The organism is Nocardioides sp. CER19 (genome assembly GCF_029846275.1).
GTDB lineage: Bacteria > Actinomycetota > Actinomycetes > Propionibacteriales > Nocardioidaceae > Nocardioides.
The window spans coordinates 16,420-31,039 of the sequence record NZ_JARVWS010000003.1 but is presented as its reverse complement, the minus strand read 5'-3'; the positions used below and the strand labels follow the sequence as shown (position 1 = coordinate 31,039).

The 14,620-nt window shown below is 71.5% G+C and carries 16 protein-coding genes and 1 tRNA gene; 2 read left to right on the top strand and 15 right to left on the bottom strand.

Annotated elements, in window-relative coordinates:
• The first annotated feature begins 77 nt into the window (after positions 1–77).
• Positions 78–806 (top strand): type 1 glutamine amidotransferase, encoded by a 729-nt coding sequence (locus QDS12_RS15655; protein ID WP_279880560.1) that lies wholly within the window; start codon positions 78–80, stop codon positions 804–806.
• A gap of 243 nt (positions 807–1,049) precedes the next feature.
• Positions 1,050–3,323 carry an excinuclease ABC subunit UvrA gene (locus QDS12_RS15650; RefSeq protein ID WP_347882191.1) on the top strand — a complete coding sequence of 758 codons (2,274 nt, stop codon included), beginning with the start codon at positions 1,050–1,052 and terminating at the stop codon, positions 3,321–3,323.
• Between the two features lie 112 nt (positions 3,324–3,435).
• Here the strand turns inward: QDS12_RS15650 and QDS12_RS15645 are convergent.
• From QDS12_RS15645 to QDS12_RS15575, 15 genes are all read right to left on the bottom strand, one after another.
• Positions 3,436–3,509 (bottom strand) — tRNA-Pro (locus QDS12_RS15645).
• A 61-nt stretch (positions 3,510–3,570) separates the two neighbouring features.
• Positions 3,571–4,716, bottom strand: a complete 1,146-nt coding sequence (locus tag QDS12_RS15640) for a CDP-glycerol glycerophosphotransferase family protein (protein WP_279880557.1) — start codon at positions 4,714–4,716, stop codon at positions 3,571–3,573.
• A gap of 54 nt (positions 4,717–4,770) precedes the next feature.
• Positions 4,771–5,949, bottom strand: coding sequence for a GGDEF domain-containing protein (locus QDS12_RS15635; protein WP_279880555.1), 1,179 nt, complete (start codon positions 5,947–5,949; stop codon positions 4,771–4,773).
• Between the two features lie 49 nt (positions 5,950–5,998).
• Entirely contained in the window at positions 5,999–7,381 is a 1,383-nt protein-coding gene (gene der, locus QDS12_RS15630; protein ID WP_279880552.1) for a ribosome biogenesis GTPase Der, read from the bottom strand.
• On the bottom strand, positions 7,374–8,153 hold the full coding sequence (locus QDS12_RS15625) for a lysophospholipid acyltransferase family protein (RefSeq protein WP_279880549.1): 780 nt from the start codon (positions 8,151–8,153) through the stop codon (positions 7,374–7,376). Before QDS12_RS15625 ends, der begins: the two co-directional genes overlap by 8 nt.
• Positions 8,140–8,829: a (d)CMP kinase gene (gene cmk, locus QDS12_RS15620; RefSeq protein ID WP_279880547.1), complete on the bottom strand. Its 690-nt coding sequence runs from the start codon at positions 8,827–8,829 to the stop codon at positions 8,140–8,142. The genes QDS12_RS15625 and cmk overlap by 14 nt, the downstream gene beginning before the upstream one ends.
• 11 nt (positions 8,830–8,840) lie before the next feature.
• Positions 8,841–9,923: a prephenate dehydrogenase gene (locus tag QDS12_RS15615; RefSeq protein ID WP_279880546.1), complete on the bottom strand. Its 1,083-nt coding sequence runs from the start codon at positions 9,921–9,923 to the stop codon at positions 8,841–8,843.
• Positions 9,916–10,050 (bottom strand): hypothetical protein, encoded by a 135-nt coding sequence (locus QDS12_RS15610; RefSeq protein ID WP_279880545.1) that lies wholly within the window; start codon positions 10,048–10,050, stop codon positions 9,916–9,918. Before QDS12_RS15610 ends, QDS12_RS15615 begins: the two co-directional genes overlap by 8 nt.
• A gap of 51 nt (positions 10,051–10,101) precedes the next feature.
• The gene (locus QDS12_RS15605) at positions 10,102–10,860 is read right to left on the bottom strand and encodes a pseudouridine synthase (RefSeq protein WP_279880543.1); all 759 of its coding nucleotides are present in this window, start codon (positions 10,858–10,860) and stop codon (positions 10,102–10,104) included.
• A complete protein-coding gene (gene scpB, locus QDS12_RS15600) occupies positions 10,853–11,485 on the bottom strand; it encodes an SMC-Scp complex subunit ScpB (RefSeq protein ID WP_279880540.1) in 633 nt (210 codons plus the stop codon). The genes QDS12_RS15605 and scpB overlap by 8 nt, the downstream gene beginning before the upstream one ends.
• The gene (locus tag QDS12_RS15595; RefSeq protein ID WP_279880538.1) at positions 11,478–12,356 is read right to left on the bottom strand and encodes a segregation/condensation protein A; all 879 of its coding nucleotides are present in this window, start codon (positions 12,354–12,356) and stop codon (positions 11,478–11,480) included. Before QDS12_RS15595 ends, scpB begins: the two co-directional genes overlap by 8 nt.
• A 5-nt stretch (positions 12,357–12,361) precedes the next feature.
• Positions 12,362–12,721, bottom strand: coding sequence for a hypothetical protein (locus tag QDS12_RS15590; protein ID WP_279880536.1), 360 nt, complete (start codon positions 12,719–12,721; stop codon positions 12,362–12,364).
• Entirely contained in the window at positions 12,706–13,521 is an 816-nt protein-coding gene (locus tag QDS12_RS15585) for a ParA family protein (protein WP_279882174.1), read from the bottom strand. The genes QDS12_RS15590 and QDS12_RS15585 overlap by 16 nt, the downstream gene beginning before the upstream one ends.
• Positions 13,522–13,764: 243 nt before the next feature.
• Positions 13,765–14,055: a GNAT family N-acetyltransferase gene (locus QDS12_RS15580; RefSeq protein ID WP_279880534.1), complete on the bottom strand. Its 291-nt coding sequence runs from the start codon at positions 14,053–14,055 to the stop codon at positions 13,765–13,767.
• Entirely contained in the window at positions 14,052–14,333 is a 282-nt protein-coding gene (locus QDS12_RS15575; RefSeq protein WP_279880532.1) for a WhiB family transcriptional regulator, read from the bottom strand. The genes QDS12_RS15580 and QDS12_RS15575 overlap by 4 nt, the downstream gene beginning before the upstream one ends.
• Positions 14,334–14,620: the final 287 nt, after the last annotated feature.

Genomic DNA, 14,620 nt, shown 5'->3' with positions numbered 1-14,620 from the left:
ATCGGTGGAGCAGTCACTCGGCTGGTGTGGGATGCCTGGGCGTGGGTACGCGGAGGGTCCAAGCACTGGAGGTGGAGATGCCCAGCAGACACACGCTCAAGGGCCGCCGGATCGCGATCCTCGCCGCGGACGGATTCGAGAAGGTCGAGCTGACGATCCCCTTGCGGGCCCTGAAGGGGGCGGGGGCGAAGGTCGACGTGGTCTCGCTGCGGCGAGGACGCATCCGTGGCCTGAACCTGAACCTGCCGGCCACGCGCGTGCGCGTTGACAGGACCGTCGAGCAGGCCGAGGTCGCCGACTACGACGGCCTCCTCGTGCCGGGAGGTTTCATCAACCCGGACCTGCTCCGCCAGTCGGGACCGGCGCGGGCGCTGGTCCGTGACTTCGTCGAGAGCGGCAAGCCGGTCGTCACGCTGTGCCACGGGCCGTGGGTGCTCGCCTCGGCCGGGGTCCTCCAGGGCCGCACCGTGACCTCCTGGGCGGGCATCCGGGACGACGTGGTGAACGCTGGCGCGACCTGGCTCGATCAGGAGGTCGTGCGCGAGGGCAACCTGACCACCAGCCGGGGCCCTCAGGACATGGCTGCGTTCATCCCCGCCATGCTCGACGCCTTCGCCGCCGGCTCGCTCGCCGCGACACCCTCGGACGCGGCCACCGGGTCGGACCCGCAGCGCAGCAATCCGCCGGACCTCGTCGCGGCGGCGATGAGGTGGTCGCCGCGCGCGTCGACCGCCGCCCTGGCCGGGGTCGGGCTGGGCGGCGTGGGGCTGGCAGCGCTGGCGAGGCGGGCGCGGGCGGCCGGCTGAGCCACTCGATGAGCGGGAAGCCCCCTCTTCCGTGTCCAGAAGCGCGCACGGGACGGTTCTTCCCCTCTCCCGCAATTCGCGGACAGGTCGAACGAGCCGTCGTGGTGCGCCGACCACGTGCGTCGCACCCGACTGGGGTACGAGGTGCGTGTGACCACCGACGCGACCGACGGCTTCGTGCACGTCCGCGGCGCCAACGAGCACAACCTCCGCAACGTTGACGTCGACATCCCTCGGAACGCCATGGTGGCGTTCACCGGGGTCTCCGGCTCGGGGAAGTCGTCGTTGGCATTCGGCACCCTGTACGCCGAGGCGCAGCGTCGCTACTTCGAGTCGGTGGCGCCCTACGCGCGCCGGCTGCTGCAGCAGGTCGGCTCTCCGCACGTCCAGGAGGTCACCGGGCTGCCGCCGGCGGTGGCGCTGCAGCAGCGTCGTGGCGCGGCCACGTCCCGCTCGTCGGTCGGAACCCTCACCACGCTGTCCAACCTGCTGCGGATCCTCTACTCGCGAGCGGGCGACTACCCCGCCGGGGCCGACCACCTCCCGGCCGAGGCGTTCTCGCCCAACACCGCGGCCGGCGCGTGTCCCCGCTGCCACGGTCTGGGTGTCGTCCACGACGTCACCGAGGAGCTGCTCGTCCCGGACCCGTCCCTGAGCATCCGGGAGGGCGCGATCGCGGCGTGGCCCGGCGCATGGCAGGGCGCCAACCTGCGCAGCATCGTCACCGGCCTCGGCATCGACATCGACAGGCCATGGCGTCGGTTGCGCAAGAAGGACCGGGACTGGCTGCTCTTCACGGACGAGCAGCCATCGGTGCTCATCGAGCCCGAGCGCGATCGCGTCGACTACGGCTACTACGGGAAGTTCTGGAGCGCGCGCAAGCACGTCATGCACGTACTGGCTGACTCCACGAGCGAGCGGATGCGCGAGCGGGCCCTGCGGTTCGTGGTGGACGCGCCCTGCCCGGACTGCCAGGGCAGCGGACTGCGGCCGGAAGCGCTCGCGGTGACCTTCCTGGGGCGTTCGATCGCCGAGGTCAACGACCTGCCGTTCACCCGGCTGGTCACGCACCTGCGGCCGGTCGCCGAGCTGCCGGAGGAGGCCGGCGAGGCCGCGGTGCGGATCTGCACCGATCTGGTCGCCCGTATCGAGGTGCTCCTCGATCTCGGCCTGGGCTACCTGAGTCTGGGACGGGGCTCGACGACCCTGTCGCCCGGTGAGGCGCAGCGCCTGCGGATCGCCACGCAGCTGCGTTCCGGGCTGTTCGGGGTCGTCTACGTCCTGGACGAGCCCTCGGCCGGCCTCCACCCCGCCGACGCGGAGCCGCTGCTGGATGTCCTGGACCGCCTGAAGTCGTCCGGCAACTCGCTGTTCGTCGTCGAGCACGACCTGGACGTCGTACGGCGTGCGGACTGGGTCGTCGACATCGGCCCCGGTGCCGGCGGGGCCGGTGGCCGAGTGCTCCACAGCGGGCCGGTAGCGGATCTCGCGGACGTCGCCGATTCGGCCACGGGCGCCTACTTGTTCGGTCGCGCCGAGCGGCTGGTGCACGAGGTCCGTGCCCCGCAGGGCTGGTTACGGATGGCCGGTGTGCGCCGGCACAACCTGCGCGACCTGTCCGTCGACATCCCGCTCTGCGTGCTCACCGCGGTCACCGGGGTGTCCGGTTCCGGCAAGTCGACCCTGGTCAGCCAGGTGCTCGCCGAGGACCCGACCGCCCTCGAGTCCTTCGACCGACTGGTGCTTGTCGACCAGCGGCCGATCGGCCGGACGCCGCGGTCCAACCTCGCGACGTACACGGGGATGTTCGACGCGGTGCGGAAGCTCTACGCCGCCACCGACGCGGCCCGGGCCCGCCGCTACGGCGCGGGCCGCTTCTCCTTCAACGTCGCCCAGGGCCGCTGCGAGACCTGTCAGGGCGAAGGGTTCGTCTCCGTCGAGCTGCTCTTCCTGCCCGGCACCTACGCACCCTGCCCAGCGTGCCATGGCGATCGCTACAACGCCGAGACGCTCGAGATCACCTACCGCGACAAGAACATCGCTGAGGTCCTCGCGATGTCCGTCGACGACGCCGCGACGTTCCTCGCCGACGTGCCTGCCGCCGCACGCAGCCTCCAGACGCTGCGCGAGGTGGGCTTGGGCTACCTGCGCCTGGGACAGCCGGCGACCGAGCTCAGCGGCGGTGAGGCACAGCGCATCAAGCTCGCCACCGAGCTCCAGCGGGCGCACCGCGGCCACGCGCTCTACCTGCTCGACGAGCCGACGTCGGGACTGCACCCCGCGGACATCGCTCTCCTGCTGCGCCAGCTGCACCAGCTCGTCGACGCCGGCAACACGGTGGTTCTCGTCGAGCACGACCTCGACGCGATCGCCACCGCCGACTGGGTCATCGACCTCGGCCCGGGCGGAGGAGACGCCGGCGGTCGGGTCGTCGCGACCGGCACCCCGGCCGACATCGCGAAGGCGGAAGACAGCGCGACCGCGCCGTACCTCGCGCAACGGCTCGAACGGAGCTGAGCTGGCTCCGGCGGCCCCTGGCGCGCGCGAGGCCTGCCCGCCTCGAAAATGCCCAAAACCCGAACCCACTTCCGTGGGTTCGGGTCTCGTGAGGTCCGGCGACGTCACACGGTCGGGCTGACAGGATTTGAACCTGCGACCCCTTGACCCCCAGTCAAGTGCGCTACCAAACTGCGCCACAGCCCGAAGCCTCCCTGAGGAGGCGGCTGAACACTATCGCAGATCGCCATCTCACCCGGAATCGGGGTCAAGCGGGCAGGACCTCGTCGCCCAGTGCGGGCCCCACGCCGATCAGCTGGTCGCGCAGTGCGACGAGGGCGCCGACCTCGGTGAGGAACCGGTCGGTGCTCTCCCCCACGCGTACGTCGTCGAAGTAGTGGTGTCGCATCGCGACCCGGGCGAGCAGGTGCTCGTCGTGGTCGAGCCGCGCGGTCAGCAGTGACGTGAGGTCGGCGAGGTTGTCGACGTCGACGACGTCGGCGCAGCGGCTGACCGGCACCTCTTGGCGGAGCCGCTCGCCGTCGTGGTGGCGGTCGGTGACGAAGATCGGCTTCTCGGTGCGCAGGTAGAGCCAGTCGAGGCCGACGGACGACACGTCGGTGACCATGGCGTCGCAACTGGGCATCACCGCGAGGATGTCTCCCTCCGTGACGGCGACGTGGCCGGCCTGCGGGTCGAGCCGGGCCGCGTCGGCGATCATCGCGAGCATCATCCGGTGGTTCTCCCAGATGGCCGGCGTGAGACTGGTGGTGATCTTCGGGTGCGGCTTGTAGACCAGCCGCACGTCGGGGACGGAGAGGATCGAGCGCACGATCGCCGGGCCGAAGACGTCGACCGAGGTGTAGTCGTTGTAGTCCGCGTCCCCCTCCCAGGTGGGCGCGTAGAGCACGGTCCGTCGGCCGGCCTCCGCGAGGATCGGCTCCGGCCGGAGGTCGAGCTGCGGGCGGCCGATGCGGACGAGCTTCGAGGCGTCGAGCTCCATCAAGCCGGCGAGGTGGCGCTGCACGGCGGCCTCGCCGGCCACGAACACCCTGTCGTAGGCCTTGGCGTTGTTGCTCACCATGCTCTGCTTGTCGCTCTCACCGTGGTTGATGTGGGCGTGGAGCATGCGTCCGTTGAGCAGCGACTGGAAGTTGCGCATCCCGTTGTTGCAGTAGACGGCGACCTTGGCGTCGAGCTGCTCGTAGAGGTCGACCAGCTCGGCGAACTCCGCCGCTACCAGGACCGGGAGGCTGGTGCACTGCTCGGCGACGACGGCGGTCTCCGGATCGCGGAGCACGACGGCGACGCGATGGACCTGATCGAGGCGTTCGAGCACCGGCAGCCACTGGAGCAGCTGGTAGATCCGGGTCGGGTCGTCCCCGAAGTAGGCGATCACATCGGGCTTCAGCACGCGCGAATCATAAGTCCCGACGTCCGCCGGAAGAAGAGGGGGACGAGGCCTCTCTCAGTCGGCGCGGACAACGGCGCCGAACCCGCTCCCCTTGGCCCGGTAGAGCGCCGCGTCGGCGCGGGCCAGGCACGCGTCCAGGCCGTCCTTCGGGTCGAGCTCGGAGATCCCGAAGCTGACGGTCGGCAGGGGGTGGGCACCACGGGCAGCGCCGGCCTCGAGGCGCTTGTTGACGGCCTGCAGGACATCCTCCGGCCTGCGGTCGGAGCGCTCCTCCAGCAGCAGGACGAACTCGTCGCCTCCGATCCGCGCAGCGAGGTCCCGCTGGCGCAGCTCGGCGGTGCAGGCGGCGCCGAAGGCGGTCAGCACGGCGTCGCCGGTCGCGTGCCCGTAGTGGTCGTTGAGGAGCTTGAAGTCGTCGAAGTCCGACATCACCAGATAGCCGCACACGGCGCGTCGGTGCGCGGACGTCATCAGCTCCTCGACCCGTTGGCGGAACGCGGCACGGTTGAGCAATCCGGTGAGCGGGTCCTGGCTCGCGGCGACCTGCAGCTCCCGGGTCAGCTGCGCCTGCGACAGCGACGACATGTTGAACGTCACGGTCACGAGCAGCAGCATCAGCGCGAGCGTGGTCGGCTGCGAGCCGACGACCTTCTCGAACACCTGGGAGTCCGGCCCGAAGGCGACGAACAGGAGCAGACGAAGGAGGTAGAACGCGGCCACCAGCACCGACAGCGCGGTCATCGAGATCACGGCGGCGTCGTACGCCGCGTCGCGACGACCGCCGACGGGGCGCTCGTGCCAGGTCAGCCACATGTCTCGGGCGCTGAGCGCGAAGTAGCCGGTCATCCCGGCGAGCAGGGCCGCGCCGCCTCCCCACACCTTGTCCGCGGGGTCGTCGAGCAGCGCGATCAGGAGGACGACGACGGGCGGCACGACCATCCAGGTGGCCGGCAGCCGACGGTCGCGCATCGTCTCGCGCATCGACGAGGCGGCCGCCCAGACGCACGCCGACCCGAGGACGGAGAACATCTTGCCCAGCGGCTCGCCGACGGCCTGCAGCGAGGTGTTGTCGGAGAGGAACAGGCTCGAGCTGCACAGGAAGCACAGCAGCGACAGCACCCACCAGCCACTGAACGCCGACCGGGTCGGACGGTAGGCCGCAGCGTAGAACAGCACGAGACCGCAGAGGGCGATGAGTCCGAACGCCACTCGCAGCGTGACCGTATCCAGCACGGCAGGAGGCTAGCGGCCACGCGACGCCCAGGATCTACTTCTGGCGAAGTCAGCGCTTGCGCTTCTCCCGCACCCGCTGCTGGAGCACGATCGGCGTGCCGACGAACCCGAACTCCTCGCGCAGGCGCCGCTCGATGAAGCGCTCGTACGACGCCTCGAGCTTGCCCGACGTGAAGAGGATGAACGTCGGCGGCGCGCTGCTCGGCTGCGTCCCGAAGAGGATCTTGGGCTGCTTGCCGCCGCGCACCGGGTGCGGGTGCTCGGAGACCAGCCGACCGAGGAACGTGTTGAGCGCGCCGGTGCCGATCCGGGTCTCCCAGCCCTCGAGCGCCTTGTCCAGCGCGGGAACGAGCCGGTCGATGTGCCACCCCGTGCGGGCGGTGATGTTGATCCGCGGCGCCCACTGCACCTGCACGAGCTCACGCTCGATCTCGCGCTCGAGGTAGTAGCGCCGCTCGTCGTCGACCAGGTCCCACTTGTTGAACGCGATGACGAGCGCGCGGCCGGCCTCGCGGACGGTCTGGAGGATCCGCACGTCCTGCTCGGCGATGTTCTGGTCGGCGTCGAGGACCAGCACGGCGACCTCGGCGCGGTCGATGGCCGTCGAGGTCCGCAGCGACGCGTAGTACTCGTGCCCCGACGCCTCCTTGACCCGCTTGCGGATGCCGGCGGTGTCGATGAAGCGCCAGGTGCGGTCACCCAGCTGGACCAGCTCGTCGACCGGGTCGACGGTCGTGCCTGCCACGTTGTCGACGACCACGCGCTCCTCGCCGGCCAGCTTGTTGAGCAGCGAGGACTTGCCGACGTTCGGCCGGCCTACGATCGCGATGCGGCGGGGTCCGCCGACCTCGGTGCCCTCGGCCACCGGCGGCGGCTCGGGCAGCGCGGCGAGGATCGCGTCGAGCAGGTCGCCGGAGCCGCGGCCGTGCAGCGCGGACACCGGATAGGGCTCACCGAGGCCGAGGTTCCACAGTCCGTACGCCTCGCTCTCGGCGCGCATGTCGTCGACCTTGTTGGCAGCAAGGACGACCGGCTTGCCGGAGCGGCGGAGCACCTTGACGACCGCCTCGTCGGCATCGGTGATGCCGATGGTCGCGTCGACCACGAACATGACCGCGTCGGCGAGGCTGACCGCCATCTCGGCCTGGGCGGCGATCCGCTCGGCGAGGCCGCGGGCGTCGGGGTCCCAGCCGCCGGTGTCGACGATGGTGAATGCCCGCCCGCTCCACTCGGCGTCGTAGGACACGCGGTCGCGGGTCACGCCCGGGCGGTCCTCGACCACCGCCTCGCGGCGGCCGATGATCCGGTTGACGAGGGTCGACTTGCCCACGTTGGGGCGGCCGACGACGGCGAGCACCGGGACGGGCCCCACCGCGGCGCCCTCGGTCTCCTCCCCGATCCACTCGATCGGGTCGGCGTCGTGCTCAGTCATCGTGCTCCTCGGTGCGGGACGGGTGGTGCTCGGGGGTGACGGCGGTCGCGGGGTCCGGCTCGCGCTCGTGCGCGGGCATCGGACCCGGCAGCTCCAGGCCGGTGGCGGCACGGGTCGCGAGCAGGTGCTCGCGCAGCCGCTCCTGGAGCAACCGTGACACGTCGTCGAGTTGTTCCCTGGTCCGTGGCCACGGCTGCTGCTCGACCGCCACCGGTGCCCCCATGATGACATCGATCCGGCTGCCGACCGGCGGCCGCGACTCGTTGCCGCCGCCGGGCAGGCGGGTGCCGAAGAACGCGACCGGCAGGACCGGCGCGCCGGTGACGAGGGCCAGGTAGGCCGCGCCCCGGTGGAACCGGCGCACCTCGCCGTCGCCGCGGGTGCCCTCCGGGAAGATGCCCACCGCGTTGCCCGCGCGGAGCACGCGCAGCGCCGTCTTCACCGCGGCCGGGTCGGGATGGAAGCGGTCGACCGGGATCTGCCCGGTGTGCTGGAGGAACGCCCCGGTCTTGCCTGTGAACATGTCGAGCTTGGTCAGGGCGTGCACCGGGCGTGGCAGCACGATGCCCAGCAGGGGCCCGTCGAGCCAGCCGATGTGGTTCGCCGCCACGACGACCGGGCCGCTGCGCGGAAAGTGCTCCTGGCCGGCGATGTGGACGTCGTACCGGCGAGCGATCAGGCGCTGGGCGAGCGGCCGCAGGACCGGGTTGTTGAGCAGGTAGCGAGGAGGGTGGCGCACGCCGTCGGTGCGCGGCAGGTCAGGACCGTGCACGCTCCGCCACACCCTTGGCGAGCGCGACGACCTGGTCGATGACCTCGTCGAGCGAGTACGGCGTGGTGTCGACGTGCACCGCGCCGTCCGGGACGGCCAGCCCACCCTGGGTGGAGTCGATGCGGTCCCGGCTCTCCAGCGAGGCGCGTACGGCGGCCGCGTCGCTGCCGCCCTCCTCCAGCGCCCGGCGCGCGGCGCGGGCGGCGGGGTCGGCGGTCACGAAGACCTTGAGCTCGGCGTCGGGCCAGACCGCGGTGCCGATGTCGCGGCCCTCGACCACGATGCCGGCGCCGTCGAGGGCGTCCGCGATCACCGCGCGCTGCAGGGCGATCAGCCGGGCCCGCACCTCGGGCACGGTCGCGACCGGCGACACGCACCCGTTGACGGCCTCGCTGCGGATCTCCTCGGAGACGTCCTTGCCGTCGAGGGTGATCATGGGGGCCAGCGGGTCGGTGCCGGACACGATCACCGGGTCGCCGACGTGCGCGGCGACGGCCGAGGCGTCATGGGCGTCCACGGCGTGGGAGAGCATCCACCAGGTCATGGCGCGGTACATCGCGCCGGTGTCGAGGTACCGCAGCCCGAGCCGGTCGGCGACGCCACGCGACGTGCTCGACTTGCCGGAGCCGGAGGTGCCGTCGACAGCGATCACGAGGCCGGGAAGGGTGCTGCTCACGGGCCCTCACCCTACCGGTGCGTGACCCATCCACGGGATTCGAGCGAGCTGAGGAGGTGCTCGGCGCGGGTGTCGTCGACGAGCAGCTCCACGAGACCCACGGGACGGCCCGGGTCGTGGTCGATGTGCACGTCCTCGATGTTGACGCCGCTCTCCCCCGCGTCAGCGAAAAGCCGGGCGAGCTCGCCGGGGTGGTCGGGCACGGAGACGAACACCGACCGGGTCGGACCGGTCGGGACACCGTGCTTGCCCGGGATCGCCTGGGTGCCGGCCACGCCCTGCGCGAGCAGCACCTCCAGCCCGTCACGGTCGCCGCCGGCGACGGCGGCGATCAGCCGGTCCAGGTCCGCGCGCACCTCGACGAGGAGCTCGCCGACCGCCGCGGCGTTGCCGGAGACGATCTGGCCGTAGAGCGAGGGGCTGCCGGCCGCGACCCGCGTGACGTCGCGAACGCCCTGACCGGACAGTGCGAGGTGGTCGACCGGTGCCTCCGCGAGCCTCCCCGCGACGAGGGCGGCGACCAGGTGCGGCACGTGCGAGATCCGAGCCACGGCCCGGTCGTGCTCGGCGGGGGTGAGCCGCACCGCGACCGCACCGCACAGCCGCGCCAGCTCCTCGACGAGGTCGACGGCCGACGGGTCGGCGGCGGGGTGGGGCGTGATCGCCCACGGGCGGCCGTCGAAGAGCGCCGCCGAGGCGGCCAGCGGGCCGGAGCGCTCGCTGCCGGCCATCGGGTGGCTGCCGACGTACCTGCTCAGGCCGGGGTGGCCGGCAAGGGCGGCGAGCGGGGCCGTCTTCACGCTCCCCACGTCGGTGACGACGGCGCCGTCGACGGCGGCGGTCCGGTCGAGCGCCTGCGCGATGACGGCGCCGAGCAGGTCGGGCGGTACGGCGACCACGACGAGCTGCGGTCGGTCCTCGGCGGTCCGGGGCCGGCCGGCGCCGAGCCCGGAGGCGGTGCGCACATGTTCGCTCGAGACGTCGGAGAGGAGGACGTCGATCCCGGCGCGACGCAGCGCCAGCGCGATCGAGGTCCCGAGGAGACCGGTCCCGACGATCTCGACGGGGCCGGTCAGGAGCCGCTGGTCAGTCATCTTCGTCGCGGACCGGCGTCAGGTCGCGGCGCAGGTGCGCGGTACCTCGCAGCGCCACGCGGTCGGAGGTGTGCTGCTCGTCGTCGACGTCGAGCTGGGTCGCGCCTCGGACGGCCCTGACTGCCACGGTTGCTCCTCGCCTCGGGTGTCTGCCCGAGAAGGGTACCGAGCCCGACCCCTACAGCTGGGTGGCGTCCAGGAGCTCGCCCAGCTCGTCGGTCGTGAGGTCGCGCAGCTCGCCCTGCTTGAGCCGGCCCAGCGCGACCGGGCCGATCCGGGTCCGGGTGAGCCGGGTGACCGGGTGGCCGACGTGATCGAGCAGGCGGCGCACGATGCGGTTGCGGCCCTCGTGGATCACCAGCTCGACGATCGACTTCGCCGGTGACGCCTCGACGATGCGAGCCTTCGAGACCGTGACCGGACCGTCCTCGAGCGTGACGCCCTCCAGCAGCTGCTTGAGGACCCGCGGGAACAGCTGGCCGGTGACCTCCGCGACGTACGTCTTGTCGACCTCGTAGGACGGGTGCGCCAGCCGCTGCGCGAAGTCGCCGTCATTGGTGAGGATGATCAGGCCGGAGGTGTCGGTGTCGAGACGGCCGACGTGGAACAACCGCTCGGGACGGTCGGCGACCAGGTCCTGGAGCGTCCGGCGCCCCTCGGGGTCGGACATCGTCGAGACGACGCCGCGTGGCTTGTTGAGGGCGAGGTAGACCTTCTCGGAGATCGGCGGCAGGCGCCTGCCGGAGACGCGGATGACGTCGGTCGCGGGGTTCACCTTGGTGCCGAGCCGGGTGACGACCTCGCCGTTGACCTGGACCTCGCCATCGAGCATCAGCTCCTCGCTGCGGCGACGCGAGGCGATCCCGGCCAGGGCGAGCAGCTTCTGGAGGCGGATCAGGCCCTCGTCGTCCAGGGGCAGGTCGGTCCGCTCAGTCATCGTTCTCCTCGTGCTCGGTCGCCGGGGCCGGCGCGGGCGCGGCCATCTCGGTCAGCTCGTCCTCGAGCTCGTCCATGTCGGGTAGGTAGGGTGCCAGCTCCGGGAGGTCGTCGAGGCTGGTGACCCCGATGCGCTCGAGGAAGTAGCCGGTCGTGCGGTAGAGGTTCGCTCCGGTCTCGTGGTCCTGGCCCGCCTCCTCCACCAGCCCGCGGGTCAGCAGTGTCCTCATGACGCCGTCGACGTTCACCCCACGGATCGCCGACACGCGGGCACGGGACACGGGCTGCTTGTACGCCACCACCGCGAGGGTCTCCAGCGCCGCCTGGGTGAGCCGGGACTGCTGGCCCTCGAGGACGAAGCCCTCGACCACGACGGCGTACTCCTCGCGGGTGTAGAACCGCCAGCCACCGGCGACGTTGCGCAGGTCGAAGCCCCGCCCCTGCTCGGTGTACTCGCCGGCCAGCCCGTCGAGGGCGGCCTGCACCTCGTCGACCGGGTAGCCCACCGCAGTGGCCAGCGTGGCCACGTCCAGCGGCTGGTCGGCGACCATGAGGACCGCCTCCAGGCTCGGCCGCAGCTCGGCGACAGGTACGGGGAGCGTCTCGTCGGTCTCGGTCTCACTCATCGGTGCTCTCCTCGGTCGGCGCCGGCGCCTCGGGCTCCGGCGGCGGCGTGCCCTCGAACTCGTCCTGGATCAGCGTCTCGACGTCGGCGTTCTCGTCGCCGGTCCAGCGCACGGTCAGCTCACCGAGAGCCGCGACCTGGTCGAACGCCACCGCGCCCTCGCGGAAGAGCTCCAGCAGGGACAGGAACCGCGCGACGGTCGTCATGGTGTCCGGCGAGTCGCCGCACAGCGCGCGGAAGGTCAGGGTCCCGCTGCGGCGCAACCGGTCGACGACGACCGCGGCCTGCTCGCGGACGCTGACCCGCGGCGCGTGGATGTGGGCGAGGGTGAGCTCGGGCGGGCCCGGCTTGGGCTCCAGGGCCTTCGCGGCGAGCTGCGCGAACTGCTGGAGGCCGATGCCGATGAGCACCTCCGGCAGCAGCGTCGCGAACCGCTCCTCCAGCCCGACGGCCCGGGGGTGCCGCTTCGACTCCTCGGCGAGCCGGCCCTCCAGGACCGCGGCGACCTGCTTGAACGCCTTGTATTGCAGCAACCGGGCGAAGAGCAGGTCGCGGGCCTCCAGCAGCGCCAGGTCCTCCTCGTCCTCGACGTCGCCGGCCGGCAGCAGCCGGGCGGCCTTGAGGTCGAGCAGCGTGGCCGCCACGAGCAGGAACGACGAGGTCTGCTCGAGGTCCCACTCCCGGCCGCCCGCCTTGACGTGCGCGATGAACTCGTCGGTGACCTTCGCCAGAGCCACCTCGGTGATGTCGAGCTTGTGCTTCGAGATCAGGCTGAGCAGGAGGTCGAAGGGACCCTCGAAGTTGTCGAGCCTGACCGCGAAGCGGTGCTCGCCCGCGCCGTCGCTCTCGGCGGCCCCGGGCGTGCTGGTCATGGCCATCAACCGTGGCGCAGCCGCTGGACCAGCGCGCTGTCGTCGCCGTTGGCCTCGAGGTCGGCCAGCACCAGCGACACGGCCTCGCGCACGAGGCGGCCGCGGTCGACCGCGAGCCCGTGGGTACGTCGGAGCGACAGCCGCGCGTGCTCGAGGTCGAGCAGCTCCTCCGACGTGATGTAGACGGTCATCTTCTCGTCGTGCCTGACCCGGCCGCTCGAGCGTCGCCGGCCGTTGGACGTGCCGGCGGACGCGCCGTTCGCGGCGGCGTCGTTCGGCTCGGCCTCGTCGCCCTTGTCGAGAGGCTTGTCTGCGGTGGGGCGGAAGAGGTCGTCGGCGTGAGGAAGGCTCACACGGCGCGCCACCGGGCGAGCACCTCCCTGGCGAGCTGGCGGTAGGAGTCGGCACCGGGCGACGTCGAGGCGTAGGTGGTGATCGGCTCACCGGCCACCGTCGAGTCGGAGAACTTCACGGTCCGCCGGATGACGGTGTGGAACACGGTCTTGCCCCAGGCCTGCACCAGGCGCTCCATCACCTCGCGCGAGTGCAGCGTGCGGCCGTCGTACATGGTGCCGAGGAGGCCGTCGATGTGGAGCTTGGGGTTGAGCCGCTGCTGCACCTTGTCGATGGTCGACTTGAGGAGCGCGACGCCGCGCAGCGCGAAGTACTCGCACTCCAGCGGCACGATGACGCCATCGGAGGCGGTCAGCGCGTTGACCGTGAGGAGGCCCAGCGAGGGCTGGCAGTCGATGAGGACGACGTCGTACTCCCCCAGCGCGGGCGCCAGCACGCGGGCGAGGGTCTGCTCGCGGCCGACCTCGTGGACGAGCTGGACCTCGGCGGCGGAGAGCTCGATGTTGGACGGCAGCAGGTCCATGCCCTCGACCCCGGAGGGCACGACGACGTCGCCGACCTTGACGTCGCTGTCCATCAGCAGGTTGTAGACGGTCAGGTCCATGTCGTGCGGGTTGAGGCCCAGGCCGACGGAGAGCGACCCTTGCGGGTCGAAGTCGACGAGCAGCACGCGGCGGCCGTACTCGGCGAGCGCCGCACCGAGGTTGATGGTCGTCGTGGTCTTGCCGACGCCACCTTTCTGGTTGCACATCGCGATCACGCGCGCGGGACCGTGGGAGGTCAGCGACTCTGGCTCGGGGATGACCGGCATCGGGCGTCCGGTGGGGCCGAGCGCGCCGCCCGGGGCCTCGAAGGGCAGGGTGTCCGGCACCACGGTCCTCGCTTCCTGGAAATGTCGACACACCGACTTGTGGATCGACTTCGGGCGAGGTTATGACCGGCGCGGATCGCACCACAACCCGGGGTCGGGAAACCCCCAGGAGGAGGCCGCTGCCTGTGCACAGAGTCCCGGTCAGTCCCACAGGATCTGAGAGCCTGTGGAGCGATCTGTGGATCAGCTCCGGCGCAGGAGGTCCTGGTAGTCCGGGTGCTTCTCGATCCAACCCTTGATGAAGGGGCACTTCGCCACGACGTCGCGATCGCCCTTGGCCCGTACGTCGTCCAGGGCCCCGCGGGCCAGGGCCGACCCGATGCCGCGACCCTCGTACTTGTCGTCGACCTCGGTGTGGACGAAGACGATCGCGCCGTCCCGTTGCTCGTAGACGGCGATTCCGGCCAGCTCGCCGTCCAGCCAGGCCTCGTAGCGCTCCGCGGCGGGGTTGTCTCGCACCTCGACGTCACTCATGGCGTCACCCTAGCGGCGAACGTCCGGCGCTCGTCCTCGTCGAGGCCGCCGAAGACTCCGTCGGCGATGCCGGTGTGGAGCGCCCAGGCCAGGCACTGCCGCTGCACCTCGCACTCCGCGCAGAAGCGCTTGGCGCGCTCGGCCTGCCGCTTGGCGGCCGGACCGTGCCCGATGGGGAAGAACACGTCGGGCGGCTCGTCGCGGCACCGCGAGAGCTGGCGCCAGTCGCCGCCCCGTGCCCCCGTCAGGACGTCGTCGTGTAGTGAACGTGTGCGCACCTCTACCCCCTGAGCTCGCTGGGCTTCCATCGCCGGTTGCCAGGACGGGACTGCGCATGCAGGTCAATCGGACCTCGCTCAGCCGCGCTGCACCGGCGTCGCCAGGACGACCACGTTGGAGTCGTAGGTGTGACCGTTCCAGTCGGCGCAGGTGACGACGGCGAGGCGTCCGGGGACGTCCCGTGACCGTTTCGCCGGGACCAGCGGTTTGAGCCGGGCGCTCGTCGGGCACCCGAGGGTCCCGACCGTTGCCCGGTCGGCGCTTCACAGTTCAGAAACGGAGTCGC

Bases quoted from the DNA above. Each gene is read 5' to 3' on its own strand.
- QDS12_RS15655 (WP_279880560.1), top strand. From the start codon at position 78: ATGCCCAGCAGACACACGCTCAAGGGCCGCCGGATCGCGATCCTCGCC.
- QDS12_RS15650 (WP_347882191.1), top strand. From the start codon at position 1,050: ATGGTGGCGTTCACCGGGGTCTCCGGCTCGGGGAAGTCGTCGTTGGCA.
- der (WP_279880552.1), bottom strand. From the start codon at position 7,381: ATGACTGAGCACGACGCCGACCCGATCGAGTGGATCGGGGAGGAGACC.
- QDS12_RS15615 (WP_279880546.1), bottom strand. From the start codon at position 9,923: ATGACTGACCAGCGGCTCCTGACCGGCCCCGTCGAGATCGTCGGGACC.
- QDS12_RS15605 (WP_279880543.1), bottom strand. From the start codon at position 10,860: ATGACTGAGCGGACCGACCTGCCCCTGGACGACGAGGGCCTGATCCGC.
- scpB (WP_279880540.1), bottom strand. From the start codon at position 11,485: ATGAGTGAGACCGAGACCGACGAGACGCTCCCCGTACCTGTCGCCGAG.
- QDS12_RS15595 (WP_279880538.1), bottom strand. From the start codon at position 12,356: ATGACCAGCACGCCCGGGGCCGCCGAGAGCGACGGCGCGGGCGAGCAC.
- QDS12_RS15585 (WP_279882174.1), bottom strand. From the start codon at position 13,521: ATGCCGGTCATCCCCGAGCCAGAGTCGCTGACCTCCCACGGTCCCGCG.
- QDS12_RS15580 (WP_279880534.1), bottom strand. From the start codon at position 14,055: ATGAGTGACGTCGAGGTGCGAGACAACCCCGCCGCGGAGCGCTACGAG.